Origin of the sequence: Pseudonocardia ailaonensis (assembly GCF_039531635.1) — a bacterium.
Taxonomy (GTDB): Bacteria; Actinomycetota; Actinomycetes; order Mycobacteriales; family Pseudonocardiaceae; genus Pseudonocardia; species Pseudonocardia ailaonensis.
The window spans coordinates 876,243-902,696 of the sequence record NZ_BAAAQK010000005.1; the positions used below are offsets into that span (position 1 = coordinate 876,243).

The 26,454-nt window shown below is 72.4% G+C and carries 24 protein-coding genes; 6 read left to right on the forward strand and 18 right to left on the reverse strand.

Going from position 1 to position 26,454, the window contains the following annotated elements; translation table 11 throughout:
• The first annotated feature begins 12 nt into the window (after nucleotides 1-12).
• From ABD324_RS12960 to ABD324_RS12975, 4 genes are read left to right on the forward strand one after another with little or no spacing between them, the layout of a single operon-like run.
• The gene (locus tag ABD324_RS12960; protein WP_344415925.1) at nucleotides 13-882 is read left to right on the forward strand and encodes a branched-chain amino acid ABC transporter permease; all 870 of its coding nucleotides are present in this window, start codon (nucleotides 13-15) and stop codon (nucleotides 880-882) included.
• Nucleotides 879-1,934: a branched-chain amino acid ABC transporter permease gene (locus tag ABD324_RS12965; RefSeq protein ID WP_344415927.1), complete on the forward strand. Its 1,056-nt coding sequence runs from the start codon at nucleotides 879-881 to the stop codon at nucleotides 1,932-1,934. The genes ABD324_RS12960 and ABD324_RS12965 overlap by 4 nt, the downstream gene beginning before the upstream one ends.
• On the forward strand, nucleotides 1,931-2,698 hold the full coding sequence (locus ABD324_RS12970; protein ID WP_344415929.1) for an ABC transporter ATP-binding protein: 768 nt from the start codon (nucleotides 1,931-1,933) through the stop codon (nucleotides 2,696-2,698). Before ABD324_RS12965 ends, ABD324_RS12970 begins: the two co-directional genes overlap by 4 nt.
• Nucleotides 2,691-3,392 (forward strand): ABC transporter ATP-binding protein, encoded by a 702-nt coding sequence (locus tag ABD324_RS12975; RefSeq protein ID WP_344415932.1) that lies wholly within the window; start codon nucleotides 2,691-2,693, stop codon nucleotides 3,390-3,392. Before ABD324_RS12970 ends, ABD324_RS12975 begins: the two co-directional genes overlap by 8 nt.
• 60 nt (nucleotides 3,393-3,452) lie before the next feature.
• Here ABD324_RS12975 and ABD324_RS12980 read toward each other — a convergent pair whose 3' ends face one another.
• From ABD324_RS12980 to ABD324_RS13065, 18 genes are all read right to left on the reverse strand, one after another.
• On the reverse strand, nucleotides 3,453-4,451 hold the full coding sequence (locus tag ABD324_RS12980; RefSeq protein ID WP_344415934.1) for an aldo/keto reductase: 999 nt from the start codon (nucleotides 4,449-4,451) through the stop codon (nucleotides 3,453-3,455).
• 65 nt (nucleotides 4,452-4,516) lie between these two features.
• On the reverse strand, nucleotides 4,517-5,656 hold the full coding sequence (locus tag ABD324_RS12985) for an LLM class flavin-dependent oxidoreductase (RefSeq protein ID WP_344415937.1): 1,140 nt from the start codon (nucleotides 5,654-5,656) through the stop codon (nucleotides 4,517-4,519).
• A complete protein-coding gene (locus tag ABD324_RS12990) occupies nucleotides 5,653-6,483 on the reverse strand; it encodes an SMP-30/gluconolactonase/LRE family protein (RefSeq protein ID WP_344415939.1) in 831 nt (276 codons plus the stop codon). The genes ABD324_RS12985 and ABD324_RS12990 overlap by 4 nt, the downstream gene beginning before the upstream one ends.
• An 11-nt stretch (nucleotides 6,484-6,494) precedes the next feature.
• On the reverse strand, nucleotides 6,495-7,307 hold the full coding sequence (locus tag ABD324_RS12995) for an enoyl-CoA hydratase-related protein (protein WP_344415941.1): 813 nt from the start codon (nucleotides 7,305-7,307) through the stop codon (nucleotides 6,495-6,497).
• Nucleotides 7,304-8,032, reverse strand: a complete 729-nt coding sequence (locus ABD324_RS13000) for an enoyl-CoA hydratase/isomerase family protein (RefSeq protein ID WP_344415943.1) — start codon at nucleotides 8,030-8,032, stop codon at nucleotides 7,304-7,306. Before ABD324_RS13000 ends, ABD324_RS12995 begins: the two co-directional genes overlap by 4 nt.
• Nucleotides 8,029-10,089, reverse strand: coding sequence for a CoA transferase (locus tag ABD324_RS13005; protein WP_344415946.1), 2,061 nt, complete (start codon nucleotides 10,087-10,089; stop codon nucleotides 8,029-8,031). Before ABD324_RS13005 ends, ABD324_RS13000 begins: the two co-directional genes overlap by 4 nt.
• Nucleotides 10,090-10,115: 26 nt before the next feature.
• Nucleotides 10,116-11,174 (reverse strand): LLM class flavin-dependent oxidoreductase, encoded by a 1,059-nt coding sequence (locus ABD324_RS13010; protein WP_344415948.1) that lies wholly within the window; start codon nucleotides 11,172-11,174, stop codon nucleotides 10,116-10,118.
• 194 nt (nucleotides 11,175-11,368) lie between these two features.
• Complete coding sequence (locus ABD324_RS13015; protein ID WP_344415950.1) at nucleotides 11,369-12,715, reverse strand: MFS transporter; 1,347 nt, start codon at nucleotides 12,713-12,715, stop codon at nucleotides 11,369-11,371.
• A 194-nt stretch (nucleotides 12,716-12,909) separates the two neighbouring features.
• On the reverse strand, nucleotides 12,910-13,674 hold the full coding sequence (locus ABD324_RS13020; RefSeq protein WP_344415953.1) for an IclR family transcriptional regulator: 765 nt from the start codon (nucleotides 13,672-13,674) through the stop codon (nucleotides 12,910-12,912).
• A 149-nt stretch (nucleotides 13,675-13,823) separates the two neighbouring features.
• Nucleotides 13,824-15,602 (reverse strand): flavin-containing monooxygenase, encoded by a 1,779-nt coding sequence (locus tag ABD324_RS13025; RefSeq protein ID WP_344415955.1) that lies wholly within the window; start codon nucleotides 15,600-15,602, stop codon nucleotides 13,824-13,826.
• Nucleotides 15,595-16,185, reverse strand: a complete 591-nt coding sequence (locus ABD324_RS13030; protein ID WP_344415957.1) for a DUF2889 domain-containing protein — start codon at nucleotides 16,183-16,185, stop codon at nucleotides 15,595-15,597. The genes ABD324_RS13025 and ABD324_RS13030 overlap by 8 nt, the downstream gene beginning before the upstream one ends.
• Nucleotides 16,185-17,834, reverse strand: coding sequence for an AMP-binding protein (locus ABD324_RS13035; RefSeq protein WP_344415959.1), 1,650 nt, complete (start codon nucleotides 17,832-17,834; stop codon nucleotides 16,185-16,187). The genes ABD324_RS13030 and ABD324_RS13035 overlap by 1 nt, the downstream gene beginning before the upstream one ends.
• Nucleotides 17,815-19,818, reverse strand: a complete 2,004-nt coding sequence (locus ABD324_RS13040; protein ID WP_344415961.1) for an acetoacetate--CoA ligase — start codon at nucleotides 19,816-19,818, stop codon at nucleotides 17,815-17,817. The genes ABD324_RS13035 and ABD324_RS13040 overlap by 20 nt, the downstream gene beginning before the upstream one ends.
• Nucleotides 19,815-20,948 carry a CaiB/BaiF CoA transferase family protein gene (locus tag ABD324_RS13045; protein WP_344415963.1) on the reverse strand — a complete coding sequence of 378 codons (1,134 nt, stop codon included), beginning with the start codon at nucleotides 20,946-20,948 and terminating at the stop codon, nucleotides 19,815-19,817. The genes ABD324_RS13040 and ABD324_RS13045 overlap by 4 nt, the downstream gene beginning before the upstream one ends.
• Nucleotides 20,945-21,700 (reverse strand): enoyl-CoA hydratase/isomerase family protein, encoded by a 756-nt coding sequence (locus tag ABD324_RS13050; protein ID WP_344415965.1) that lies wholly within the window; start codon nucleotides 21,698-21,700, stop codon nucleotides 20,945-20,947. Before ABD324_RS13050 ends, ABD324_RS13045 begins: the two co-directional genes overlap by 4 nt.
• A gap of 31 nt (nucleotides 21,701-21,731) precedes the next feature.
• The gene (locus tag ABD324_RS13055) at nucleotides 21,732-22,649 is read right to left on the reverse strand and encodes a beta/alpha barrel domain-containing protein (protein WP_344415967.1); all 918 of its coding nucleotides are present in this window, start codon (nucleotides 22,647-22,649) and stop codon (nucleotides 21,732-21,734) included.
• Nucleotides 22,646-23,533 (reverse strand): cyclase family protein, encoded by an 888-nt coding sequence (locus tag ABD324_RS13060; RefSeq protein WP_344415969.1) that lies wholly within the window; start codon nucleotides 23,531-23,533, stop codon nucleotides 22,646-22,648. The genes ABD324_RS13055 and ABD324_RS13060 overlap by 4 nt, the downstream gene beginning before the upstream one ends.
• Nucleotides 23,530-24,315 (reverse strand): enoyl-CoA hydratase/isomerase family protein, encoded by a 786-nt coding sequence (locus ABD324_RS13065; protein WP_344415971.1) that lies wholly within the window; start codon nucleotides 24,313-24,315, stop codon nucleotides 23,530-23,532. The genes ABD324_RS13060 and ABD324_RS13065 overlap by 4 nt, the downstream gene beginning before the upstream one ends.
• 223 nt (nucleotides 24,316-24,538) lie before the next feature.
• On the opposite strand from ABD324_RS13065, the gene ABD324_RS13070 reads away from it, so the two are divergent.
• On the forward strand, nucleotides 24,539-25,195 hold the full coding sequence (locus ABD324_RS13070) for a TetR/AcrR family transcriptional regulator (RefSeq protein ID WP_344415973.1): 657 nt from the start codon (nucleotides 24,539-24,541) through the stop codon (nucleotides 25,193-25,195).
• A 64-nt stretch (nucleotides 25,196-25,259) separates the two neighbouring features.
• Nucleotides 25,260-26,429: an acyl-CoA dehydrogenase family protein gene (locus tag ABD324_RS13075; protein ID WP_344415975.1), complete on the forward strand. Its 1,170-nt coding sequence runs from the start codon at nucleotides 25,260-25,262 to the stop codon at nucleotides 26,427-26,429.
• The last annotated feature ends 25 nt before the right edge of the window (nucleotides 26,430-26,454 follow it).

The following is a 26,454-nucleotide window of genomic DNA, read 5'->3' on the forward strand; positions in this document are numbered from 1 at the left end:
GGGGAGCGCCTGATGAGCACCTTCGTCCAGCTGTTCGTGAACGGGCTCGCCGCCGGCGTGACCTACGCCCTCATCGGCCTCGGCCTCAGCCTCGTCTTCGGCGTCCTCAAGATCATCAACTTCGCGCAGGGCGAGTTCTACATGGTCGCCGGACTGATCGTGTACACGGTGACGAACCTGCTCGGATGGCCCTACCTCGTCGGGGTGCCGATCGCCGTGGCGGGGGCGGCGCTCCTCGGCTGGCTCCTGGCCCGCGTCTACATCACCCGCCTGGTGCGGTTCGACGAGACCGCCACCCTGGTCGGGACGGTCGGGCTCAGCTACCTGATGCTCGAGCTCGCCCAGATCGTGTGGAACCCGAACCCGAAGCAGACCGACCTCCCCTGGCTCAACTCCACGGTGTCGGCCGGATCGGTCCACATCACGGTCCAGAGCCTGCTCAGTGCCGGGCTGGCGCTGCTCACCGCGGTCGTGATGTTCGCGGTGGTCTACCGGACCCCGCTCGGGCGGCACATGCGCGCCGTCGCGGAGAACCCCTTCGGTGCCGCTCTCACCGGCATCCGCGTGGAGCACGTCCACCGGCTGACCTTCACCGTCGGCGTCGCGCTCGCGGGGCTCGCCGGTGCCACCGCCGGCGCGGCCGAGGCCGTCTATCCCACGGTCGGGCAGAGCATCATCCTCAAGGGATTCGTCGTCGTCATCGTCGCCGGTCTCGGCAACATCTCCGGCGCGGTGTGGGCCGGTCTGATGCTCGGCCTCGTCGAGGCCCTCGGCAGCGGCTATCTGTCCACCGCCTACCACGACACCTACGGCTACCTCGTGCTCGTGCTCGTGCTCGCCATCAGGCCCGCCGGCCTGGCCCGTCGGAAGGCAGCCCTGTGACGACATCCGCCGAACAGGTCACCGGGGAGGCCGTGCCGTCGCGCCCGCCCGCCCCGCGCGGCAGCGGTCGCTACGGTCGCGTGGGGGTGCTGCTCCTGCTGGTCGTCGCGATCGCCCTGCCGTTCGCGGTGCCGTCGCCCTACGTGCACGGCCTGCTCGTGCTCGTCGTCATCTACGCGATCAACGGCGTCGGGTACGACGTCCAGCTCGGGCTGACCGGCATGTTCTCGATGGGGCAGGCCCTGGTGTTCGGGGCCGGCTCCTACACCGTGGCGCTGCTCTGCACCCGGGCCGACTCGACATCGATCTTCATCGGGCTCGCTGCGGCGGCGGTCGTCGGGACGGTCGTCGGAGGTCTCATCGGCCTCGTGGGGCTACGGACCGAGGGTCCTCAGTTCGCGATGATCAGTCTCGGCATCTGGCAGATCGTGCTCATCTGGGTGCAGAACGCGGTCGACCTGACCCGGGGCCCGCTCGGCATCAGCCTGCCCTCCTACGGGGTACTCGGCTTCGGCGACATCGGTATCGAGCTCGACTCCGACATCATCGTCTACCTCGTCGGGCTGGGACTGCTCGTCCTCACGGTCGGCGTCGTGCGCCGGCTCCTGCGATCGCGGGTCGGGAGCAGCTGGCTGTGCGTCCGGGAGAACGTGGCACTCGCTCGCGCGCAGGGAGTGTCCCCGTTCCGGGCGCGGATGACCGCGGCAATGGTCAGCTCGGCGATCTCCGCCGTGGCCGGTGGGCTGCTCGCCTACAGCTCGGGGTTCGTCAGCCCGGACAACATGTCCGTGTCGATCCTGGTCGGGGCGATCGTCATCGTGATCGTCGGTGGCCGCGGGTCGGTGTACGGGGCGGTGCTGGGCGCGATCCTGTTCGTGGTGCTGCCGGAAGCCCTACGCGCGGCGGACACGCTGCGACTGCTCGTGTTCGGGGGGGTGCTCGCGCTCGGCGTGGTCTTCGTCCCCAACGGCTTGTGGTCGCTCGTCGCCCCGATCCGTGACCTGCTCACGCGGCGGACCCGCCCGCTCGACGCCGGTGGGGAGGCGCGATGAGCGGCGCACTCGGGCTCGAGCTGCGCGATGTCTCGAAGTCCTTCGGCAACCTGCAGGCCGTCGACGGTGTCTCGCTGCGGATGCAGGCCGCCGGCACCTACGGGCTGATCGGGCCGAACGGGGCGGGCAAGACGACCCTGTTCAACCTCATCTCGGGTGCGCACCGGCCGTCGTCGGGCGCGGTGCTGCTCGACGACGAGGAGGTCACCGGCACCCCACCCGAGGGCCTTGCGCGGCGGGGAGTGCTCCGCACCTTCCAGAACACCTCGGTGTTCGACAGCCTGTCCGTGCTCGACAACCTGCTGGTGGGCGCCTACCTCGTCGACCGCCGTACCGCGGTGTCCGCGTTCCTCCGGCCGTTCCGTCACCACCGCGCCGACGTCGCGCTCCGGGAACGGGCCGAGGACGTCCTCGACCTCGTCGGGATGACGTCGCGGCGGGGCGTCGTCGCGAAGTCCCTGGCGTACGGCGAGCTGCGGTACCTCGAGATCGCGGTCGCACTCATGTCGCGCCCGCGCCTGCTGCTGCTCGACGAGCCCGGGGCGGGCCTCAACGAGGCGGAGGTCACCCGGCTGGAGGCGATCCTCGGGGCGATCACGACCGGGCGGGAGACGACCGTGGTCCTCGTCGAGCACAACGTCGGCCTGGTCTCGCGGGCCTGCGAGCGGATCTGGGTGCTCGACCGCGGGCGCCTCGTCGTGGACGGGACACCGGACGTCGTCCTGTCCGACCAGCGGGTGCGGGAGGTGTACCTCGGTGCGTGACACGGTGCTGGAGCTGACCGACCTGCAGGTCGAGTACGGTCGGGTGCGCGCGGTCCAGGGCCTCACGCTGCAGGTGCGCCGTGGGCAGATCGTCGCGCTGCTGGGGCCCAACGGCGCCGGGAAGTCCTCGACGCTGCGGGCGATCTCGGGCGTCGCCCCCGTCCGCGCGGGGAGCATCCGAACGGGCGGGCAGGACATCACGCGGGCGTCTGCGCACGAGATCGTCAAGGCCGGCATCGCCCACGTCCCGGAGGGGCGGGAGATCTTCACCGCGCTCACGGTCCGCGAGAACCTCGAGCTCGGCGCGACGACGCGGGGGACCACCGACCAGCTGGACTACGTGCACACGCTCTTCCCGCGCCTTGCCGAGCGACGCAGCCAGAAGGCGGGGACCCTGTCCGGCGGTGAGCAACAGATGCTCGCCGTCGGTCGGGCGCTGATGTCGAAGCCGGGCATCCTGCTGCTCGACGAGCCCTCGATGGGTCTCGCCCCGATCGTGATCCGTGAGCTGCTCGCCCGGATGAAGGAGATCGCCTCGGAAGGGCTGTCGATCCTGCTGGTGGAGCAGAACGCCGCCGTCTCACTGCCTCTGGCCGACCACGTCTACGTGATGGCGACCGGGCGGCTGCGGGCGTCGGGGGAGCCGGGCGAGTTCGAGGATGCTGCCGTCCTCGCCGCCACCTACCTCGGTTGAGGACGGCCGACCTCGCTTCGGGGAGCCACTCCTGGCGGGGCCGCTCGGCACGGGCACGCGTCAGCCGGCCGACTCGGCGTTGCTGAGCTCGTCGAAGCGGGCGCCGTAGCGGGAACCGAGCGCACCGGTGGGGATGACCTCCTCGATCGCGGCCAGTGTCGCGGCACCGAGCTCGAGGTCGGCAGCATGCAGGTTGTGGCGCAGCCGCTCACGGGTCTCCATGCCGGGGATGGGCACCACGTCGGGGCCGCGGGTGAGCAGCCAGGCCAGGGCGAGCTGCACGCTGGTGCAGCCCAGGCCGGAGGCGAGCTCGCCGAGCCGGTCGACGAGCGCGACGTTGCGACGGAGGTTCTCCCCCTGGAACCGGGGTAGCAGGCGCCGGAAGTCTCCCGCCGGGAAGTCCTCCTCGGTGCGGAACCGGCCGGTGAGGACCCCGCGGCCGAGCGGGCCGAAACAGACCAGGCCGATGCCGAGCTCGCGCAGTACCGGGAGCAGCTCCGTCTCCGGGTCCCGGGTGAACAGCGAGTACTCGTTCTGGACAGCGGTGATCGGGTGCACCGCGTGGGCTCGGCGGAGGCTGTCGATGCCGGGCTCCGACATGCCGAGGTAGCGGACCTTGCCCTCGGCCACGAGCTCGGACAGGACACCGAAGACGTCCTCGACGGGATAGGCCGGGTTGACCCGGTGCTGGTAGTAGAGGTCGATGTGGTCCGTCCGCAGCCGCCGGAGCGACGCCTCGCAGGAGGCCTTCACGGTGTCCGGGGCGCCCGCGACCCGGATGGACTTCGTCCGCGCGTCGAACTCCAGGCCGAACTTGGTGGAGAGCACGACGTGGTCGCGGCGGTGGCCGAGCGCCCGACCCAGGAGCAGCTCGTTCGCGTGGTCGTGACCGTAGGTCTCCGCGGTGTCGACGAGCGTGACGCCGCCGTCGATCGCCTCGTGCAGCGTCCGCACCGCTTCCGCCTCGTCGACCGGGCCGTAGTTCTGCTCGGAGAGCGCCATGGCGCCGAGCCCGACGGCCGACACCGTGAGCTCCGTTCCGAGAACGCGTGTCTGCATGATCCGACCTCTCTGTCGTGGTGTGGGCGGGCGGCCGAGCCGCACCTGCTCCGGTACGGCCGTGGTCAGGAGGAACGGACCGTCGACGGCGACGTCGACGACGGGGTCCCGGGCAGCGCGACCTTGGGGGCCACCTCGTCGACCAGCCGCCGCATCGACTCCAGCCACGGCTTCGGGTCGTCGATGTAGTCGTGGGTCTGCAGGTTGAGCGTGCCCCAGCCGCCGCTCTCCTCGAACAACGCCTCCAGCTTCTCCCGCACCGTCTCGGGCGAGCCGACGATCCAGACGTGCTCGGCGAGCCACTCGGGGGTGACGTCCGCGAGGGTGGAGCCGGGGACCGCGTCGAGGAAGCCCTGGAAGCGCTCCGGGCGCATCCGCCGGAACAGCGGCAGCAGGTAGCGCTGCCAGGTCTGGCCCAGCCCGCCCTCGACGGCCAGCCGCTTCGCCTCCTTGTCGGTGTCGGCGATGAGCACGTCATGGGACACGTGGTGCAGGTGCTGGTTCGGTACGAGCCCCGCTCCGCGCGCGGCCTCCGCGTAGGTCTCCCAGTGGGCCTTGAGCGCGGCCGCACCGGAGTACACCGAGACCGGGATGTAGCCGTTCGCGCCGGCGATCTTCATGGACGACGAGACCGGGCTCAGCCCCGTGACGGCGATGTCGACCGAGCCGCCCCAGGGGCTGAAGTCGGAGATCAGGTGGTCCTCGTCGTCCGGCCCGCCCTGCGGGACCGGCTCGGGGAAGCCCGCCCGGAAGTAGTCGCCCTCGAACAGGAAGGGCTCGCGGGCCCAGATCCGGTGCATGATGTCCAGGGCCTCCTGGAGCATCAGGTGGTTCTCCCCGAGGTCCTTGTGGCCGTGCACCACGCCGTCGTTGGGGTACGCCCCTGCGCCAATGCCCAGGAAGTAGCGGCCCTCCAGGATCTGCGAGAGCCAGCCGACCTGCAGGGCCAGCGACGCCGGGTTGTGGTACGGCAGCAGGTGCGCCATGGGCGCGAACCTGATCCGTTCGGTCTGCAGCGCCGCGGCGGCGATCACCAGCTCGGGGTTCGGGATGGGCTCCCATGCCTCGGTCGCGTGCTCGGTGATCATCATCTCGTCGACGCCCGCCTGGTCCGCCTCGACGGCGAGCCGCAGCGACCACTCGAAGGTCTCGCGGCTCGTGCGGTGCGGGCTCACGTACGGGATGTGGATCAGGCCGATCTTCATGGTTCCTCCGTCTGGCGGTGGGTGAGGTCGTAGGCGTCGACGCGTCCGGTGCGCGAGGAGCCGAGGTGGTCGATCTCCGCGACGCTGGCCACGAAGAGGGTGTCGCCGGTGGGACCGCCGAGGGTGCAGTCCAGGGGGATCCGCGGGCCGAGGTCGATCTCGTCGAGGACGGCGCCGCCGTGGGCGATCCGCTGGACGCGACCCGCGAAGGGGAACGCCGCCCACACCCCGCCCGCCGGGTCCAGGGCGATGCCGTCCGGTCCCGCGACGCACGGTGCGTGCTCCCGGACGACGGTGGGGCTGCCCGGCCGGACCTCGACCAGCCGTGACGAGCGGGTCTCGGCGACGAGGATCGCGTCGGGCCCGCAGGGTGCGATCCCGTTGGGGCACAGGAGCTCGTCGGTCAGCAGGGTCACCGCGCCCGCCGGCGACACGGCGACCAGCGGGGTGGGGACCCGGTCGTCGGCGACGAGCCGGCCCTCGACGACCTGGAAGGAGGCGCTGCCGATGTAGGCGGTCCCGTCCGGCGCGACCCACATGTCGTTGGGCCGGACGTCCCCGCCGTGGGCGTGCATCACCGGCGCGAGATCGGCGACGAGGGTGGCCCTGTCGCCGTCGACCCGCAGCAGACGGGCGTCGAGCTGGGAGACCACGAGGAGCCGGCCGCGCGGGTCCCAGCCGAGTCCGCTGGGCTGGGCGGGCAGGTCCAGGACCCGCTGCGGGCCCCGGGTGCCGAGCACGAGGACCGCGCCGCCGTCCATGTCGGACATCCAGAGTCGACCGTCGTGCCAGCGCAGGCTCTCCGGGAGCCGGAACCCGTCGGCCACGGGGACGGACCTCACGGACGTGCCCCGCCGTACTCGGCGATCGCGCCCTTCACACCCTTGGCCGCGATCATCGCGCGGGCCTCGGCGACACCCTCCGAGGTGTGGGCGAGCGCGTCCCACACGATCCCCTGCAGGACCGAGGCGCGGAATCCTGCCGCGTCCGCCATGGCGTTGATCGACTCCTTCTCGATGCGCAGCAGGTCCGGGGGCATCAGCGCGATGCGTTCGGCGAGCGCGCGGGTCTCGCCGGGCAGGTCGGCGGCGGGCACCGACAGCGCCGCGAACCCGGCGTCCCTGGCCTCGCGGCCGGTGAGCTCGCGCCCGACCTGGAAGGCGAACACCTTGGCCTGCTGCGGTCCGATCCGGTGGGCGAGCATCGGGCCGATCCAGCCCCCGCCCATCGGGAGCTTGGGTCCGCCGATCACGGCGTCGTCGGCCACGCAGACGATGTCGCAGGACAGCGGTAGCTGCAGCGCGCCGGCGAGGCAGTGGCCGTGGACCTGGGCGAGGATAGGCTTCGGGGAGTCCCAGAACCGCAGCCAGAGCGAGGCCATCCGGTGCAGGCGGGCATGGTCCTGGGGACCGGTGAGCGTGCCGTACCGGGAGCCGGCCCCGACGTCGACGCCCGAGCAGAAGCTGGGCCCCTCGCCCCGGACGATCCCGACCCGGGCGGCGTCGTCGGCGAGCAGACCGTCGAGGGCCGCACCGAGTCCGTCGAGCATCTCCGGCGAGAGCGCGTTCCTTCGCGCCGGGTTGTTGAGGACGATCTCCCCGACCCGGCCGCCCGGGCGGTACTCGACCAGCGCCACGTTCTCCCCCTTCATCGGGTCGTCCCGGTGCGCATCCGGGCCCGCCAGGCGGTGAGTTCCACGTCGCGCAGTGCCTGTCGGCGGGTGTCCACCAGCGCGGTGAGCGCGCGTCGCGGCTGGGCGGCGAGGGCCGCGGCGAGCCCTTCCGCCTCGGTGGTCAGGGCATCCTCCGCGACGCACCGCGTGACGAGGCCGCGCCGCTCGGCCTCCGCCCCGGACCATTCGCGTCCCGTCGCGACGGCGTGGGTGGCGAAGGCGTCTCCCGCCCTGGCCTGGAGCAGCCACCAGTAGGGGCCGCCGTCGAGGCCCTGCCCGACCTCGGGCGCGCGGAACCGGGTGGTCGCCGTGCAGAGCGCGAGGTCGGCGAGCAGCACCATCCGCAGGCCCATCCCGACGACGTGGCCGTGCGCGGCGGCGACGATCGGCTTGACCGCGTCGCGGGCGAGGAAGAGGTCGGGCAGCCGGGAGAGGTCCTCGCCCGGCGCCGGCGGCCCGTCCGCGGCGGCGCGGGCCGCCACGTCCGCGCCCGCGCAGAAGGCCCGGCCCTCCCCGCGGAGCACGGCCACGGCCGCCGCGTCGTCGCCGTGGAAGGCGGCGAAGGCCTCCGTGAGGTCGCCCATCATGCTGCGGTGCACGGCGTTGAGCTTGTCCGGGCGGCGCAGCACGAGGTACCCGACGCCGTTCGCGCCGCGTTCGTAGGTCACCTCGCGGTGCCGGGCGGGTGCCGTCGTGCCGGTCACGGGCGGCCCTCCCGCTCGGGCGCCGCCCGCAGCACGGCCCGCGGCCGATCGACGAACCGCCACGGCAGCCCGACGACCTCGTAGCGGCCCAGTGCGGCGCTCTCGACCGAGGCGTAGAGGCCGGTGCTGCGCACGAAGTCGTCCCGGGCGAGCTCGGGCGCGGTGTGCACGAGGCTCACGGCGAGCCCGAGATCCCGCAGCCGCCGCTCGATCTCCGCGTCGGTGTCGGCGCGCCGCGGCCGGACGTCGACCAGCCCGCCGCGGCGCGCCGGGCTCGGCACGGCCACGCCGAGGAACTCCGCCAACCGGGCACGCTCGGCCTCGTCGCGCAGGGACACGGCCAGCAGACCGCCGCCGTCCCGCACCCGCAGGCACAGGTCCGCGCCCTCGGGGGGCTGGGTGTACTCGAGCTCCGCGTCGACGCCGATGAGCCCCGAGAGGTGACTGACCATGGTCTCGGCCATGGACAGGTCCACCGCGGTGGCGTCGGGATCCGTGGACAGCGACCACGCCGTGACCCAGGTGACGAGCGCGACGCTGGTCAGCGGGTCGCACCAGGGGGTGCCGACGTCCGCCATCGCGCCCTCGGCGTCCCGCGTCGCCGCGACCAGACCGGCGAAGGCATGGATGTTGTGCCCGTAGGCGCGGTAGTCCGCCCACGCGCCGTGGGCGCCGAAACCGCTGGAGGACACGACGAGCCGCCGGCCGGGACGGGCCAGGACCGAGGCGGCGTCGACGCCGACCGCACGGGCCCGCCGCGGGCTCAGGTTCTGCACGATCACGTCGTGGGCGGTCGGGTCCAGATCGCTCACCCCGTCCGTGAAGGTCAGGTCGGTGGACTCCTTGTTGTAGTTGATCGCGTTGAAGTAGGCGCTCCGGTCCGGCCCGGGGACGCCCCCGGCGAACGGGCCCCGGCGCCGGTACACGTCGAGCCGCTCCGGGTCCTCCAGCTTGGTCACCCGCGCGCCCATGGCCCCCAGCCAGGCGGACGCCAACGGGACGGCGAGGACGTGCCCCGCGTCGAGCACCCGCAGGTCCGACAGCGGTACCGGAGTGACGGGCCCGGTCGCCGCACCACTCGCGGTCAGCAGCGCGGGCATGCCGGGCCCGGCGTCCGGTCGGAGGTCCAGCGGGCGACCCGCCTCCGCGGACCGGGCGAGCAGCGTGGCCGCGTCGTTCACCGCGGTGCAGGGCACCCCCGCCTCCTGCAGGATCCGTTCGCACTCCTCGGCGCTGCGGGTCGACGCCCACGCGGCCATGGCCGCGTTGACCCGGTCGGCCGCGGTGCGCGCGGCCTCCACCGTGGTGATGCCGGCGAGCCCCTCGCCGAGGCAGGCCTCCAGGCCGCGCCACTGGTGCTGCTCGAGGACGACGACGTAGACCGCGCCGTCCCGGCAGTCGAAGAAGCCCGTCGGCGCGCCGTAGCGGGCGCTCCCGCCCTCGTCCGGGCAGTCCATCAGGGCGTGCGCCATCTCGAGCGAGAGCCCGGTCGCGATCACCGCTGCCTGGGCCGAGACGTCGACGTGCACGGGCTCGCCGGTGCTGCGGAGGTTGTGCAGGCCGTGCAGGGCGGCGAGCGCGAGCACGTCCCCGAGCAGGGTCAGCGCGATCGACCCGGCCGGCAGGGTGGGGGCGTGGTCACCGGAAATGCGCGAGTGGCCGAGGACCCCGCCTGCCGCCAGCAGGGTCAGGTCCGACCCCACGGCATCGGCGCGGGAGCCGGTGAGCCCGTACGCGGTCGCGGTCACCCAGACCGCGCGGTTGTGCCGCCCGACGTGCGCGAGGTACTCGGCCGCGGGAGCCTCACCGAGGCCCGGCAGCGCCGTCGGGCCTGCGACGCGGTCGACCAGGACGATGTCCGCGCCGTGCAGCGCGAGGGGGTCGGCACCACCCGGCACCGTCGAGACGGTCGCGCCGAACTGCTCCAGCACGCGAGCGGCGGTGTCCGACGACCGGGACGTCCCGATCCGCGCGACGCGCACGCCCGAGAGCCAGTCCATCCGGGTGGCCCTGGTCGGGCGGGTGTCCGCGGGCACTGCGGTGACCGACGGCGTCATCGGCGTCTCCCTTCGGGGTGGTGGGACTACTGGAAGTGCGGCATGACGTCGTCGGCGAAGCGCTTCATCGAGCGCCGGACCAGGTCTGCGGGCATCCCGCCGAAGTTGAACTGGCAGATGAACTCGGTGACCCCGACCTCGTCGCGCAGCCGGGTCAGCCGCTCCCGGATGTCCGCGGCGGTGCCGAGCATCCCACCCTCCGAGAAGCGCTGGCTGTAGTCGGAGTCCCCGATCCCCGCCGCGATGCGCGCCCAGCTCTCGTAGCCCTCGGCGATGGCCTCACCGTTCGCGCCGGGGAGCAGCGTCCGCTTCATCCGGTCCATGAGGTCGACGTAGGGGCGCGGGGTGTCGAACGCGTCCGCCGCCGTGTCGCCGACGTAGGTCTGCTGCAGCATCGGCCGGTCGAAGTCCCGAGGATCGTGCCCGCCCTCGACCAGCGCATCCACATAGGCCCCGAACTGCTTCTTGACGGTGCGCAGCGGGGTGAAGTTCGGGCTGGTCAGGATCCGGCTCCCCGTGGCGCCCGCGATCGTGAACGTGTCGATGCTGCTGGCTGCCTGGTAGAGGGACGGGTGCGGGTCCTGGACCGGCTTGGGCAGGATGGTCGCCCCGTCGATGTTCCAGAACTTCCCGTGGAAGTCGAACTGGTCCTGGGTCCAGGCCAGCTTCAGGATCTCGACCGCCTCTTCTGTGCGGGCCCGCGCCTCGGACTGCGGCACGCCGAGCCTGCGGAACTCGGCAGGCTGGTAGCCGCGCCCGAACCCGACGTCCAGGCGTCCCTCGCTGATCTGGTCCACCAGCGCGCAGTCCTCGGCGAGCCGCAGCGGGTTGTAGAACGGCAGGACGAGGACCGCGGTGCCGATCCGGATGCGCTCCGTCGCGGCGGCGACGGCGCCCGCGGCGATCAGCGGGCTCCCGACGAGGCCGTACGGGTTGAAGTGGTGCTCGGCGAGCCAGACGGAGTCGAAGCCGAGCTCCTCCGCGTAGACGCACTGCGCGATGGACTCCCGGATCACCGCGCCGGCCTGCTTGACGGGATCGGTGGTCGGGTCCTGCTGGAAGAGGTGCATGATGCCGAACTTCATCGTGACGTCCCATCCGCGATAGCTAATATGCTGGACGCATATCCATCATCTTGGATCGAGGCTACGGTCCGATTTTCGACCTTGTCAACCGGCGGCCCCGTCGCTTTCCGTGCGCATTTCCGCTCGTGTTCCGGGCGCGGCGAAATGCCGGGCGGACTCGGTCCGCCCGGCACTTCCCGGTGTGTCGGGTCGGCTCAGTCCGCCAGCGGCCGTCGGGAGGTGTCCCGGAGCGCGAAGGAGGCGAGGAACGGCAGCAACACCACGCCGACCAGGTAGAACGCGGGGGCGTACAGGCTCCCCGTGCCGCTGACGAGGGCCGCGGAGACGTACGGCGCGGTCCCGGAGAAGAGGGCGACGGAGACCCCCAGGGACAGCGCGAAACCGGTGTAGCGGACCGCGGTCGGGAACTGTTCGATGGCGGCGGCGAGCAGGTTCCCCATCGCCAGGCCGCACGGCACCGACAGCACCATCATGCCGAGCACGGCGAGGGCGAAATGGCCGGACGTCAGAAGGGCCCAGGCCGGGAAGGTGAGGACGAAGAACGCGAGGCACGCCGTCATCAGGGCCCGCCTGCGCCCGATCCGGTCGGACAGCCTGCCCGCGAAGGGGATGACGGCGAGGAGGACGGCGCCCGCGGCCACCACTGCCCACAGGCCCTGCGCCTGGCTGAACTTCAGCCCGGTCCGGAAGAAGGTCGGCATGTAGGTCATCAGCAGGTAGTAGGGGACCGTGGTCGGGGTCGCGAGCGCCATCGCCAGCAGGAACGGCTTGAGGTGGCCCCCGGCGAACAGGTCGCGGATCGGGCTGCGGGCGGTGCCACCTGCCTCCTTCAGCGCGGTGAAGCTGGGGGTGTCCTCGACGCGTCGCCGGACGTAGAGGCCGATCAGGCCGAGGGGGGCCGCGATGAAGAACGGGATCCGCCATCCCCACGACTGGAGGTCCTCGGGGGAGAGCAACCCCGTGAGGATCGCGGCGATCAGGATGCCGGTCAGCAGCGCGACCACGTTCGACACCTGCAGCCAGCTCGCCAGGTACCCGCGGCGCCGGGCGGGGGAGTGCTCGCCGACGAAGATCGCGGCGCCGGGCATCTCACCGCCCGCCGACAGGCCCTGCACCAGACGCATCACCACGAGCAGGACGGGAGCCAGCGCTCCGATCGACGCGTGGCTGGGGATGAGGCCGATGACGATCGTGGCGATCGTCATCACCGTGATCGTGATGACGAGGGTGCGCTGGCGGCCGATGCGATCTCCGAGCGGGCCCCAGATCAGTCCGCCGAGCGGGCGGGCGACGAACGCCCCCGCGAACACCGCGAACGTGCTGAGCAGGGCGGCCGTGGGGTCCTGCTGCGGGAAGAAGACCTGCGCCAGCGTGGTCGCGAACGCGCCGTAGATGGCGAAGTCGTAGTACTCGACGAAGGTGCCCGCACTCGCCGAGAGGACGACGCGTCGTCGGCTGGGGCCTGCCTCGTTCCCCGGGGTGGCGCCCTCGGGGAGATCGTCTCCGGACGGGACGGTCAGGTCGTGCGTGGGTCTGCTCATCGTCGAGCGCCTCCGGTGTGAGGAGTGGACGGACAGCGGACGCTGTCCAATATGTTGGACGCGCAAGCACTATCTTGGATGGAACTGAAGCAGTGTCGAGCGTTCGTGTCAACAAGCCCCCGCGAGGCCGTTCCGAGGCCACAGTGGAGGGAGCGAGCAGGCTCGTGCGAGCCGGCCCGCCCGGTGGGTCGTGGTCAGCGGGCGCCGGCGCCGATCGCCGAACGTGCCGCGGTGAGCTGACGGACCGTCTCCAGCAGGGTCGCCAGCACCTCGTCGTGCCGGTCACCGAGGTCGGACTCGTGGGCCGAGACGACGACCGCGCCCCACGGTGAGCCGTCCGGGTCGAACGACATGGCTCCGATGCTGCAGATGCTCGTCAGGACCTCGTCGCGCACGTCGACATAGCCGCGCAGGCGGGCCTCGGCGAGCTGCGCGCGCAGCGCGTCGTGGTCGACGAGCGTGTGGGGGGTGAACGACTCGAGGGTCCGGCCGTCGATCCGCCGTTCCCACAGGCCGTCCTCGTCGAAGGCCAGGAAGAGCTTCCCCGCCGCGCTCGCGTGCAGTGAGCGCGGTTCGCCGAGCCGGTGCCGGATCTGCACCGAGTTGGCGCCGAACACCCGGTCGGCGTAGACGACGTTGTCACCGGTCCGGATGGCCAGGTAGACGTCGAGGCCGGTCTCGGACGAGAGGCTCTGCAGGTACATCCGGCCGTCGCCGCCCATGCTGGCGATCTGGTAGACGTTCAGGCCCATCCGGAGCAGGCGAGAGCCCACGGTGAACCGCGTGTCGTCGACCCGGTGGACGTAGCCGCCCTCGACGAGCTGGCGGACGAGGAGCCAGACGGAGCTGCGGGGGAGGTCGAGCTCGTCGCGGATGTCCCGCAGGGCTGCTCCGTCCGGGTGGGCGGCCAGGTATTCGAGGATCGCCACCGGACGGAGTGCGGAGGTGAGGTCGGTCATCGAGCGGGGCTCCTCGGGCTGGTCGCCCGCCCAGCAGCGGGGTCGTTCGGTGAGTATCCGACAAGTGAGACGATCGTCCAACTTGTTGAACAGCGGGTCGGTTCGTCGCCACGGTGTCGGTCACCTCCCTCCGTCTCCGGTGTCGCGTCTCAGACGGGCAGCTCGTCCGGGAACAGCCCGTCGAGCTCGGCCTTGATCTGCACGGCGAGGAACGTCGAGTGGAGGCGGGCGTCGATCAGGGACCCGCCCATGACCCAGAAACCCGGTTGGGGGGTGCGCATCCACATGTTGCGCATCGCGCCGTGGTCGTCGAAGCCCCAGATGGGGCCGACGCGTTCGGCGACCTCGTCGCCGAGCAGCCGCCGGACGCCCTCCTGCAGGTTGTCGTACCCGGTCGCGAGCACGACGACGTCCGCCTCGACGGTGCTGCCGTCGGCGAAGCGGAGCCCGGCGGCGTCGAACCGGTCGAGGTCACGGGCGTGGCGCAGGGCGATCTCGCCCTCGGCGATGAGGTCCGAGCACCCCACGTTGATGTAGTAGCCCCCGCCCTTGCGCAGGTACTTCATGTGGAATCCGGTGCGGTCGGGCTCGTAGTCGGTCTCGAACCCGACCGCGTCGAGCCTGCCGAGCAGCTCGGCGTCGAGCGCGCAGGTCCGCTCGGTCAGCCACTGGTAGGTGTCCCGCAGCACCGGGTAGGGAATGGCGGCGGTGATCAGGTCGATGTCGTCGTTGGAGGGGCCCTCGGAGTAGAGCGCGTAGACCATCGTGCCGCTGGGGACGAGGCTGACCACGCAGGTCGGGCTGCGCTGGATGATCGTGACCTCCGCGGCGCCGTTGGCGTGCAGGTCCTGCGCGACGTCGTGGCCGCTGTTGCCGGTGCCGAAGACGACGGCCTTCCTGCCCGTGTAGGAGGTGCCGCTGCCGAAGGCGCTGGAGTGCAGGACCTCGCCCCGGAAGTCGTCCAGCCCGGGCAGCCGGGGCATGTTCGGGACTCCGCTGCTGCCGCCGGTCGCGAGGACCAGGTGCGGGCAGCGCACGGTGCGCTCGGTGCCGTCCGCCCGGGTGAGGGTCACGGTCCAGCTCCGGGAGTCCTCGTCGTAGTCGCCACCCGCGAACGTCGTGCCGGTCCAGACGTTGAGCTCCATGAACTCGGCATAGGCCTCGAGCCAGCCCGCCAGCTTGTCCTTGGGCACGAAGGTGGGCCAGTTCGGGGGGAACGGCATGTAGGGCAGGGAGTTCGCCCAGACCTCGTTGTGCAGGGTCAGCGAGTGGTACCGCTCCCGCCAGTTGTCGCCGATCCGGGCGTGGCGCTCGACGACGAGGACGTCGACCCCCATCAGACCGAGCCGCGCGGCGAGGATCAGCCCGGACTGCCCGCCCCCGACGATCAGGACCTCGGGATCGCGGTCCTCGTAGGACCGGCGGGCGACCCGCTGGTCGAGCCAGTTGTCGCCGCTGAAGCTCTCCGAGAACTCGACACCGGTCGGTCGGTGCGCCCCGATCCGCAGGGGCGCGCCCGCGAGCTCCTGGAGCGTGGTGAGCAGGATCCACGCCCGCGGAGTGGCCGGCGCGTCCGGGGTGAAGGGGAGCCGGACGAACCCGGTCCCACGGCCGGCCTCGGTGTCGAAGTCGAAGTAGGCCTCGATCATCGGTCGGCCGGACCGCTTCACGAACCGGGGTGCGGTCCGGTCGGGGGCGAGGCGCGCGTTGCGGGGGCGGGTCTCGCCGAGCGTGAGCTTGAAGGCGCGTTCGATCTCGTCGGTGCCGCTGAAGGTCCGGTAGGCCCAGGTGAACGCGACGATGTCCTTCCAGTAGCCGTCCGACTCGAACAGCGCCGAGATCTCGGTCGGGTCCTGGCTCGCCCATCCGGCGTTCAGCGCGTCCAACCACGTGGTGGCGACGGTGGCGAACTCGTCGGGATCAGACATGGGGGTCCTTTGCGGAGAGAGGGATGGTCCCGGGGCGGGCGGCTCGGCGTTCGCGGGCGAGGCTGAGCACGGGGCCGTCGGTCGTCAGGACGTGGCAGGCGTCGCCGAGGTCCGGGACGGCGTCGAGCCCGGCCGCGTTCCAGTCCCCTGCGGCGCGGTGGGCGGCGCCGTAGGGGACGGACTCGTTGATGCGCAGGAAGAAGGTCAGGGTCGTCAGCTCGGTGAGGCCGAGCAGCAGGGAGACCACGTGGGTGCAGCCCGAGGGGCCCCGCAGGCGCCGGAGGACCTCGTGGCGCCAGCCCGACGCCAGCGACGCACCGACCAGCGCGTCGCAGGCCGGGAGGATGAACGGGCAGCCCGGGTACGGGTGGGTGAGGGCCTCCACCTCGAGCCGGCCGAGGACGAGATCGGTCCCGCGGACCTCGCCGACGATCCGGAAGTCGTGGATCGTGGCCGTGTCGGAGGGCGGATCGTGGTGGCCGCCGTGCGAGGCGTCGGTCAGCCGGGCCTCGAAGGCGAACACCCCGTCGCCGAGTGGCTCGACCTCCAGGGAGCGGTCCCGGCGCACGTGCCGTTCGTGCATCATCGGCTCCCGAGGAGGTCGGCACCCACCGTGCGGACCAGGCCCTCGCGGGTGACCCGCCAGCCGTGGGCGTCGCGGTCCCAGCTCGTCGGGCCGGGGCCCGCGGCCCGCAGCTTGTACTTCTCGACCTTCGCGGTCGGGGTGCGCGGGAAGTCCTCCACGAAGTCCAGGTATCGGGGCACCATGAAGTAGGGCATCTTCTCGGCGCAGTAGCGGAGCAGCTCCTCCGGCCCCACGGACATGCCGTCCCGCAGGGTGACCAGCACCCACACGTCGTCCTCGCCGACGTCGGCCGCGGCGGCCACCGCGATCGCCTCGGCGACGGCGGGATGGCCGGTCACCAGCGTCTCGACCTCGAAGGACGAGATGTTCTCGCCCCGCCGCCGCAGCGAGTCGGTCGCCCGGTCCTCGAAGTAGAACCAGCCGTCGGCGTCGATGCGGCCGCGGTCACCCGAGTGCAGCCAGAGGTTGCGCCACGCCTCCACGGTGCGCTCCGGCATGCCGATGTAGCCGGAGCCGACCAGGAACGGGCGCCGAGGGCGGATCACGAGCTCGCCCGGCTCACCGACGGGGAGCTCGTTGTCCTGCTCGTCGACGATCCGGACCTCGTAGTACGGGCTCTGCCGCCCGCACGATCCCGGCCGGTAGTCGTCGTCGATCCCGCGGAAGATCGGCAGGCCCACCTCGGTGGAGCCGTAGACGGTCGTCATGCGGCAACCGAAGCGGCGCTCCATCTCCTCGTGGATGTCGGCGGGATCCGGGACGGCGTAGATCGTGCGGATGCTGCTCCGGGCGTCGTCCGCCCGGGGCGGCTTGGACAGCAGCATGTTGCACACCCCACCGACGGCCACGAAGTTCGTGACGCCGTGGGTGCTCACCTCGTCGAGGAAGGTGCTGATGCTCAGCCGCGGGAGCAGGCGCATCCGGCCGCCGCAGACCAGCGTCGCGATGGTCAGGAACTTGGCGCCGACGTGGAAGAACGGCAGGAAGTTGAGCAGCACGTCGTCGGGGCGCAGGCCGTTGATGTCCGCGTACATCGTCCCGTACGCGGCGAGGTAGTGGTGGCTCAGCAGCACGCCCTTGGACGGGCCGGTGGTGCCGGAGGTGAAGATGATCCCGGCGGTCTCGTCGTGCCCGACCTCGACGGTGGGAGCGGCGTCCGCCGTCCCGGTGAGCAGGTCGGCGAAGTCACGACAGGGCGGACCGGCGACGGCCGGGGCCCGACCGCGGACGTAGAGCCGCTCGAGTCCGGGCAGCTCGGAGGCGACCTGCCCGATCCGCTCGGCGTACGCGGCGTCCGCGACGCAGACCGTGGCGGCACTGAGCGTCAGCTGGTGGCTGAGCACGTCTCCCAGGTAGGCGGTGTTGATCGGGATCTCGACGGCGCCGACCCTGGCGAGGGCGAACCAGAGAGTGAGGTAGTCCGGGCTGCTGTCCATCAGGACCGCCACGTGCGTGCCCGCGCCGATGCCCTCGGCCACCAGCCGGGCCGCCATCCGGTCGACGTCGGTCTCGAACCCGCGGAACGTCGTCGTGGCCTCGGCCCAGGAGAAGAAGACCCCGTCCGGGTCCTCGGCGGCCCGGCGTCCCAGCAACCGTCCCAGGGTGAGGTCGCGGGGCGGGATGGAGTCAAGGTAGCTGTCCGGCATGGCCGCTCCTCCTGTGGTGCTGGGCCGTTCGGGGACCGAGCTGGGGGTGACGGTCCCGCCATTCGCGGATCGCGGCCAGGGCGTCGGGGTGGACGAGGCTCTCGCGGGCGGCGACCTCGTCCGGTTCGGCGCCACCGAGCAGCCGCTTCACCGGGGTCTCGAGCTTCTTCCCCGACAGTGTCCGGGGCAGGGCCGCCAGCGCGACGATCTCGTCCGGTACGTGCCGGGGTGACATCTCGCTGCGGAGCCGACCGGCGATGTCGGCGCGCAGGGCGTCGTCGAGGACCGTGCCCGGTCGGGGGACCACGAACAGCAGCAGGCTGCCGGGGCCGCCCGCGGGGTCCTCGAGGTGCACGACCAGGCTGTCCGCGATGCCGGCGACGTCCTCGACGACGGCGTAGAAGTCGGAGGTCCCGAGGCGGACGCCCCCGCGGTTGAGCGTCGAGTCGGACCGTCCGCTGATCACACAGCCGCCGTCGCCGTGCAGGGTGATCCAGTCACCCTGCGCCCAGACACCGGGGAACCGCGCGAAGTAGGCCGCACGCAGGCGGCTGCCGTCGATGTCGCCCCAGAGCCCCACCGGCATCGACGGGAGCGGGGCGGTCAGGACCAGCTCGCCCGGCGTGTCGACGACGGGGTGTCCCGTGTCGTCGAAGGCCGCCACCCGGCAGCCGAGCATCGGACCGGCGATCTCCCCAGCACGGACCGGCAGCAGCGGCGAGGCGCCGACGAAGGCGGAGCACACGTCCGTCCCGCCGGAGGCGGAGTTCAGGAGGACACCGGGTCCGAACCGCTCGTGCACCCAGCGGTATCCCTCGGCGGGCAGCGGTGATCCCGTGGACCCGATGCCGCGCAGGCTGCTGAGGTCGTGCCCGGCGGTCGGATCCTGCTCGGCCCCGCGACAGCCCATGAGGAACGAGGCCGAGGCCCCGAAGTACGTCAGCCGTTCCCGCGCCGCCATGGCCCAGAGCGCGTCGGGGCCCGGCCACGCGGGGTTCCCGTCGAAGCAGACCACGGTGGCGCCGTGCAGCAGGGCGGAGACCGCGTAGTTCCACATCATCCAGCCGGTGGTCGAGAACCAGTGGAAGCGGTCCCCGCGTCGGACGTCGTTGTGCAGGCCGAGCGCCTTCGCGTGCTCGAGCAGGATGCCGCCGTGTCCGTGCACGATCGCCTTCGGCAGCCCCGTGGTCCCCGAGCTGAACAGGACGTAGAGGGGATGGTCGAACGGGACCGCGGCGAACTCGAGCGGCCCGGGGTCGGCGAGCAGGTCCGCCCACGCCAGGGTGTCGGCGGGTACCGCCGCGCCGCGGAGGTACGGGATCGTGACCGTGGCCCGCAGCGACGGAAGTGCCGCACGGACTCCGGCGATCTGGGCCGTGCGGTCGATCTCCTTGGCGCCGTAGGTGTGTCCGTCGACCGCGATCAGCACGACGGGCTCGACCTGGCCGAGCCGGTCGACCACCGCGCGGGTGCCGAACTCCGGCGGGCACGCGACCCAGATCGCGCCGAGGGACGCCGCGGCGAGGAACGCCACGACGGCCTCCGGGACGTGCGGCAGGTACCCGGCGATCCGGTCGCCCGGCTCGACGCCGAGGCGCAGCAGCCCCGCTCGGCACCGGGCGACCTGGTCGCGCAGCTCGGCGAAGCTCAGCTCCACGCGGTCCCGGGTCTGGGAGAGCCCGACGACCGCGGGACCCGTCCACTCCGCCCGCAGGGCGTGCTCGGGGTACGACAGGCGAGCGCCGGGGAGCCAGCGTGCCCCGGGCATCGTGGCGTCGGCGAGCACCGGGCCGCCGCCGGAGATGCGGAGGTCGAAGAAGTCGATCACCGCGCCCCAGAAGGCGGCGGGGGAGTCCACGGACCACCGCCACAGGTCGGCGTAGGACTCCCGGCCGACGGCACGGGCGAAGGCTCCCATCCGGGTGTCGCCCGCGTCCGCGGGGACCTCGCGCAGGACCTCCCCGCGCGGCATCGTGTCGGTCATGCCACGGCCCCGTCCCGGTGCAGGGCGGTGATCTCCGCCGCGGACCGGCCGAGCTCGCGGAGCAGCTCGTCGGTGTGCGCCCCGAGGCCGGGCGGCGCGGCGGGGACCGGGGCGGGAGTCCGGGACAGCCGCGGCGCGGGGGCCGGCTGCCGGACGCCCGCGAGGTCGAGGTAGCCGGCGCGCTCGCGCTGGTGGGGATGCTCCGTCGCCTCGGCGAAGGTGAGCACGGGTGTCACGCACGCGTCGCTGTCGGCGAAGACCGACTCCCAGTGGGCGCGGTCCGCGGAGGCGAAGCGGGCGGTGAGGATCTGCGCGAGCCGGTCCGCGGTGGCGGGCTCGTCCCGCGGATAGCCGGCGGGGTCCAGGTCCAACCTCGTGAGGAGCTCGACGTAGAACTTCGGCTCGATCGCCCCGACGGCGACGTACCCACCGTCTGCGGTGCGGTAGGTCCGGTACCAGGGGACCCCGCCGTCGAGCACGTTCGTCCCGCGAGCGTGCCAGCGGTCGGTGGCCAGCATGCCGAGGGTCGCGGCCGTGAGCGATCCCGCGCCGTCGACGATCGCGCCGTCGACGACCTGCCCGCGCCCGGACGACCGCCGCTCGAGAAGCGCGGCGAGCACCCCGATCACGAGGAAGGTCCCGCCACCCGCGTAGTCACCGAGCAGGTTGAGCGGCACCGGCGGCGGCCGGTCCGCGTCCCCCATGGCGTGCAGGGCGCCGGTCAGGCCGATGTAGTTGATGTCGTGCCCGGCCCGTGCGGCGAGCGGCCCGTCCTGGCCCCAGCCGGTCATCCGTGCGTAGACGAGCCCGGGGTTCAGCTCGAGCAGCCGCTCCGGGCCCAGGCCGAGACGTTCGGCGGCACCGGGGCGCATGCCCTCGATCAGCACGTCGGCGCCGGTCAGGAGCTCGTCGAGCACGGCGCGGGAGTCCGGCCGCGTGAGGTCGAGGCGGATGCTGCGCTGGCCGCGGCGGCGCGGGTCGCGGTCCGCCGGGACCGAGGTGGTCATCGCCGCGGTGCGGTCGACCACCACGACGTCGGCGCCGAGGTCGGCGAGCAGCATCGCGGCGTAGGGGCCGGGACCGAGGGAGGCCAGGTGCACCACCCGCGTCCCCGCGAGGGGACCCGTCACGACGACGCCGTGCCCTCGGTGAACGCCCGGAAGCCGGCCAGCGCGTCGGCCGAGCGGTAGCCCTCCGCGGCGACCTGCTCCTCCCACGCGAAGGCCTCGTCGAGCGGGAGGTGCTGGCCCTCGTAGACGAGCTGCTTGGTGCGCTGCACCGCCCACGGGCTGTACCCGGCGATCGTGCGCGCCCATTCCGTCGCGGTGTCCATGACCGCGTCGTCGTCGACGACCGCCTGGGCGAGCCCGAAGCTCGCGGCCTCCTCGCCGCTGACGTACTTCGACAGCAGTAACAGCTCGAGTGCCTTGCTCGTCCCGACCAGCCTGCTCAGCCGCTGGCTCTGCTGCGCGCCCTGGACCGCGCCCCGGCGCAGCCCGGACGGGCCGATCGTCGCGTTCCGGCCGACCACCCGCAGGTCGCAGGCCAGGGCGAGAGCGAAGCCGCCGCCGACGGCGTACCCGGTGATGGCGGCGATGAAGGGCTTCCAGATCGGCCAGGGGCGGGGGATCGGCGGCACCCCGCCGCCCTCGGGCCCGAACGCGTCGACCTGGTGGTAGCCGTCGATGTCGCCGCCGGAGCTGAAGGCCTTGTCGCCGGCCCCCCGGATCACGGCGACCCGGATGTCGTCGTCGTGCTCGACGCGCTCGTACGCGGCGCGCAGGCCCTCGCGCATCGGGGCGTCGACGGCGTTGCGCTTGGCGGGGTTGTCCAGGGTGATCGTCGCGATGTGCTCCGCGACCCGGAGGTCGATGCGGCCCACGGTGGTCTCCTCGGTGGTCAGGCGGATCGGGTCATGCGGGCACGGGTCCCGCGCGCAGGACCCGGCTGAGCAGCGGGCGGCCGAGGAGCTCCTCGGCCAGTGCGCCCGCGCGGAGCAGGGCCGTCAGGTCGATCCCGGTGCGCACGCCCATGCGGTCGAGCACGGCGGCGAGGTCCTCGGTGGTGACGTTGCCGCTCTCCCCGACGAACCCCTGCTCGACGGCCGCGGGTTCGCCGCCCACGCCGCCGAGGCTCGCGTCGACGGTCGCGGCCCCCGCGTCGATCGCGGCGAGGGTGTTGGCGATGCCGCAGCCGCGGTTGTCGTGGAAGTGGGCGACGAACTCCACGTCGGGGAAGGTCCGCACTGCCTCGGTGAACAGGTCGTGCACCGTGCGGGGGTCGGCCATGCCGGTGGTGTCGCCGAACATGATCGACCGGATCCCGAGCGCGTGGCCCCAGCCGACGAGGTCCAGCACGGCGGCGCGCTCGACGCGGCCCTGGATCGGGCAGCCGTAGGCGGTGGCGACCCCGAGCAGCGGCGCGATCCCGGCCTCGCCCAGGACGTCGACCATCTCGGCCACCGCCACCTTGTGCGCCGCGTGGTCGCGGCGCAGGTTCGCGAGGTTGTGCGGCTCGCTGGCGGAGATGGGAAAGCCGCAGCGGTCGATCCGGCGGCCCGTGGCGTGGGCCGCGGCGACTCGCCGCGCGCCCTTGGCGTTCACCGTCAGCACCCGGACGAGGACCTGCTCCGGCACGGCAGCCAGCACCTCCTCGGCATCGCCGAACTGGGGCACGACATGGGCCGGGACGAAGGAGGTCACATCGATCTCCGGTACCCCGGCGGCGGCGACCGCCTCGAGCATCCGGATCTTGTCCGCGGTGTCGAGCACCGTCGGCCAGCCCTGGATGCCGTCGCGCAGCCAGGCCTCGCACACCCGCACGCCGCTCACAGCACGGCCACCGGGTTGACCGGGCTGCCGACCCCGCCGACCAGCGGCAGCGGTGCGATCATCAGCAGGAACTCGGCGCGCCCGGTGGCGGCGAGCGCCTCGAGGTCCACCAGCTCCATCAGGTGGATGCCGCGGTTGCGGATGAGCTCGACGTGCAGCGGCGCGGTGTCGGCGGGATCGGCGGACGGCCCCTGCTCGACGGCGATGTTGTCGGCCCCGACCAGCACGAACCCCTGCTCGTCGATCCACTCGGCGCACTCGGGCGCGAGTCCGGCCCAGAGCGCCTCGGTGGCCTCGCCGCGACGCCACCGCGCGAGCCAGCCGGTGCGGACGAGCAGCACGTCGCCCGCCGCGGGCGTGCATCCGGTGGCCCCGACGGCGGCGACGAGCTCGGCGAGGGAGATGGCGTGCCCGTCGTGGTCCGAGGGGCCGCCGGGTGCCGCGAGGTCGACGAGGATCCCGCGGGTCACGATCGGGCCCACGCGGTCGATCGCGCAGCGCCGCGCCCCGTGGCTCGTCACGTGGTCGGCCGAGTGCCCGTTCCACATCCGGTGGTCCTGCCACACGTGCGCGAGCGCGTCGAGGTGGGTGTTGCCGTGGGTGGAGAGCACCACGCAGTCGTCGGCGAACCCGAAGCCCTTCTCGGTGAGCCCGGCGGCGTAGTCGCCGCCGTCGCGGACCATGAAGTGCTGCAACGGCTGTCGGCGTCCGGCGATCGGCCCCTTGCCCGCCCGGAGCGGCACGGCGAGGGGGATCGACCGTCCCTCGCGGACGGTCGCGATCCCGCGGAGGGCGGCCTGCGGGCCCAGCCGGTTCAGCGCACCGCGCTCGTCGTCCGCACCCCACCGGCCCCAGGCCGCGGGGCGGTGCTCCGCGTGCGTCACGACTCCACCTGCCAGGCCGGCCGACGCTTCTCCACGAACGCCGCCATCCCCTCGCGCGCGTCGCCGAACCCGAGGTTGACGGTCAGCGAGGCCTCCAGCATGCGCAACCGGGCGTCGACGTCGTTGTTCAGGACCGAGTAGAAGGTGGTCCGGCCCAGCGCGACGGCCTGTGGCGCGGCCAGGGCGAGCTCGTCGACGAGCTCGGCGACGGCCTTGTCGAGGGTGTCGTGCGGCACGACGTCGCTCACCACGCCCAGCCTGCGGCCCTCCGCGGCGTCGATCCGGCGGCCGGTCAGCATGAGCCGCAGGGCGTCCTTGGGCGGCATCGACTGCAGCAGCGGGACGGTGATCATGTACGGCCATAGGCCCACACCCGCTTCGGGGACACCGAAGACCGCGCGCTCACTGGCGACGAGGAAGTCACAGGCCGCGGCGAGCCCGAACCCGCCGGCGAGTGCGTACCCCTGCACCCGTGCCACGGTCGGCTTGCCCAGCTCCCACAGGTCGCGGAGGACCCCGGCGAGCCCCGCACGACCGCGATGGGCGGCCAGCTCGTCGGCGTCCTCGCCCATCTGCCGCAGGTCACCACCCGCGCAGAACGCCTTGTCGCCCGCCCCCGCGAGGACGACGGCACGGACCGACGGGTCCGCCTTCGCCTCGGACAGCCCCGCCCGGAGCTCGGTGAACACCTCGTTCGACAGCGCGTTGCGCTGGTCCGGCCGGTTGATCGTCAGGCGGAGGGCTCTGCCCTCCCGTCGCAGTGTGACGACGCTCTCGCTCATCTCGTCCTTCCCGGATCGACGGCCGCCGTGCCGACCGATCTCGTGGGTCCGGACTCTATAAACGACCCCGTTTACGCACAAGGGTTCGGCCTGAATTGCCAGATCAGGATCATGGACATGCCGACCGGACGAGGTCGAAGGCGATGAGGGGTAGACGAGTTCAACGATCCCGTTTACGCTCGCTTGCGCCTGCTAGCGTCGGTCGGTGGCGAAGGGACGGGTGATGAGCGACATAGGCCGACGGCGCGCCGCCAGGGCCGCGGCGGACGACCCCGCGTACACCCAGCGGCTCGGCGAGATCCGTGAGGCGGCGGTCCGGGTCTTCCGGGCGAAGGGGCTGCGGGTGGCGTCGCTGAACGACGTCGCCGAGGAGCTCGGAACCTCCCGCGCCTCGTTGTACTACTACGTCGGGAGCAAGGAGGAGCTGTTCCGGGACGTGGTCTCCGAGGCGGTCACGGCCAACATCGAGGCCGCGGAGAAGGTGCTCGCCCAGACGCTGCCGGCGAGCAGCAAGCTGGCCCGGCTGATCGAGCTGCTGATGCGCTCGTTCGAGGAACACTTCCCCTATCTCTACGTCTTCGTGCAGGAGGACTTCAGCAAGCTCGGCGGCGACGCCGAGACCGCGACCGAACCGTGGGACGCCACGATCCGGGAGTGGAACCAGCGCTACTTCGACCTGGTCAAACAGGTCGTGTCAGAGGGAGTCGCCGCCGGCGACCTGCGGACCTCGCTGCCCGCCGGTGTCGTGGCGAACTGCGTGATCGGGATGATGAACTCGTCGCACGCGTGGTTCCGGCCGAACGGCCTGATGGACGCCACCGAGCTCGGCGAGGGCATGGCCCGGATGTTGCTGGCCGGGCTCGAGCCCGCCGCCGGCTGAGCGCTGCTCGGTCCCTCTCCACCGCACCCCGGCCGCCGTGCGGCCCGAACTCCGAGGGACGACCGTGTTCGAGCTCGACCTGTCCGATACCCAGCGCGACCTCGTCGGCGCGATCCGCTCGGTCTGCGCCGGGTTCGACGACGACTACTGGTCCCGCCACGACCAGGAGCACCTGTTCCCGGACGACTTCTTCGACGCCATGGTCAAGGTCGGCGTCGTCGGGATGATGGCCGAGCCGGAGTACGGCGGCGGAGGGTCGACCGTCGAGGACGCCGCACTCGCGCTGCAGGAGATCGCGGCGAGCGGCGCGGGGATCAACGGGTGCTCCACGGTGCACCTGTCGATGTTCGGGTTCCATCCCGTCACGAAGTGGGGCACCGCCGCGCTGCGGGAGAAGTACCTGCCGCGGATCTCCTCCGGTGAGATCCACGTGTCCTTCAGCGTCACCGAACCCGACGCGGGCTCGGACACGACGCGGATCACGACCCGCGCGGTGCCGACCGACGACGGCTGGGTCCTGCGTGGCCGGAAGGTCTGGATGACCAAAGGTCTCCAGTCCTCCGCGGCGCTGGTGCTCGCGCGGACCAGGGCGCTCGGGGAGACCGCGCGCCCGGTCGACGGTCTGTCGCTGTTCGTCGCCGACCTCGATCCCGCCTTCGTCGAGATCACGCCCATCTCGAAGATGGGCCGCAACGCGGTCGCGAGCTGCGAGGTGGTCTTCGACGATCTGCCGATCCCCCGGGAGAACCTGGTCGGCGAGGAGGGCAGGGGGTTCTACAACCTGCTCGACGGCCTCAACCCCGAACGCATCCTGGTCGCGGCGGAGGCCGTCGGGCTGGGGATCGCCGCGCTGCGCCGTGGCACCGACTACGCCCGCGACCGTGTGGTGTTCGGCCGGCCCATCGGACAGAACCAGGGGATCGCGCACCCCCTCGCCGACGCCTACATGCAGCTGCAGGCCGCGGCGAACATGGTGCGGGTCGCCGCCCGGCTCTACGACGGCGGCAAGCCCTGCGGCACCGAGGCCAACACGGCGAAGTTCCTCGCCGCGCGGGCCGCGTTCTTCGCCGCGGACCGTGCCCTGCAGAACCACGGTGGCATGGGCTACGCCACCGAGTACCACGTCGAGCGCTACTTCCGCGAGGCCCGGATGCTGCGGATCACGCCGGTGACCGAGGAGCAGATCCTCAACTACGTCGCCGAGCGTGCGCTGAAGCTCCCCAAGTCCTACTGACCGACCATCCCTCACCGAAACCCCT

Coding starts and splice junctions, on each gene's coding strand:
- ABD324_RS12960 (WP_344415925.1), top strand. CDS start 13: ATGAGCACCTTCGTCCAGCTGTTCGTGAACGGGCTCGCCGCCGGCGTG.
- ABD324_RS12970 (WP_344415929.1), top strand. CDS start 1,931: ATGAGCGGCGCACTCGGGCTCGAGCTGCGCGATGTCTCGAAGTCCTTC.
- ABD324_RS12980 (WP_344415934.1), bottom strand. CDS start 4,451: ATGCAGACACGCGTTCTCGGAACGGAGCTCACGGTGTCGGCCGTCGGG.
- ABD324_RS12985 (WP_344415937.1), bottom strand. CDS start 5,656: ATGAAGATCGGCCTGATCCACATCCCGTACGTGAGCCCGCACCGCACG.
- ABD324_RS12995 (WP_344415941.1), bottom strand. CDS start 7,307: ATGAAGGGGGAGAACGTGGCGCTGGTCGAGTACCGCCCGGGCGGCCGG.
- ABD324_RS13005 (WP_344415946.1), bottom strand. CDS start 10,089: ATGACGCCGTCGGTCACCGCAGTGCCCGCGGACACCCGCCCGACCAGG.
- ABD324_RS13010 (WP_344415948.1), bottom strand. CDS start 11,174: ATGAAGTTCGGCATCATGCACCTCTTCCAGCAGGACCCGACCACCGAT.
- ABD324_RS13015 (WP_344415950.1), bottom strand. CDS start 12,715: ATGAGCAGACCCACGCACGACCTGACCGTCCCGTCCGGAGACGATCTC.
- ABD324_RS13020 (WP_344415953.1), bottom strand. CDS start 13,674: ATGACCGACCTCACCTCCGCACTCCGTCCGGTGGCGATCCTCGAATAC.
- ABD324_RS13025 (WP_344415955.1), bottom strand. CDS start 15,602: ATGTCTGATCCCGACGAGTTCGCCACCGTCGCCACCACGTGGTTGGAC.
- ABD324_RS13030 (WP_344415957.1), bottom strand. CDS start 16,185: ATGCACGAACGGCACGTGCGCCGGGACCGCTCCCTGGAGGTCGAGCCA.
- ABD324_RS13035 (WP_344415959.1), bottom strand. CDS start 17,834: ATGCCGGACAGCTACCTTGACTCCATCCCGCCCCGCGACCTCACCCTG.
- ABD324_RS13040 (WP_344415961.1), bottom strand. CDS start 19,818: ATGACCGACACGATGCCGCGCGGGGAGGTCCTGCGCGAGGTCCCCGCG.
- ABD324_RS13065 (WP_344415971.1), bottom strand. CDS start 24,315: ATGAGCGAGAGCGTCGTCACACTGCGACGGGAGGGCAGAGCCCTCCGC.
- ABD324_RS13070 (WP_344415973.1), top strand. CDS start 24,539: ATGAGCGACATAGGCCGACGGCGCGCCGCCAGGGCCGCGGCGGACGAC.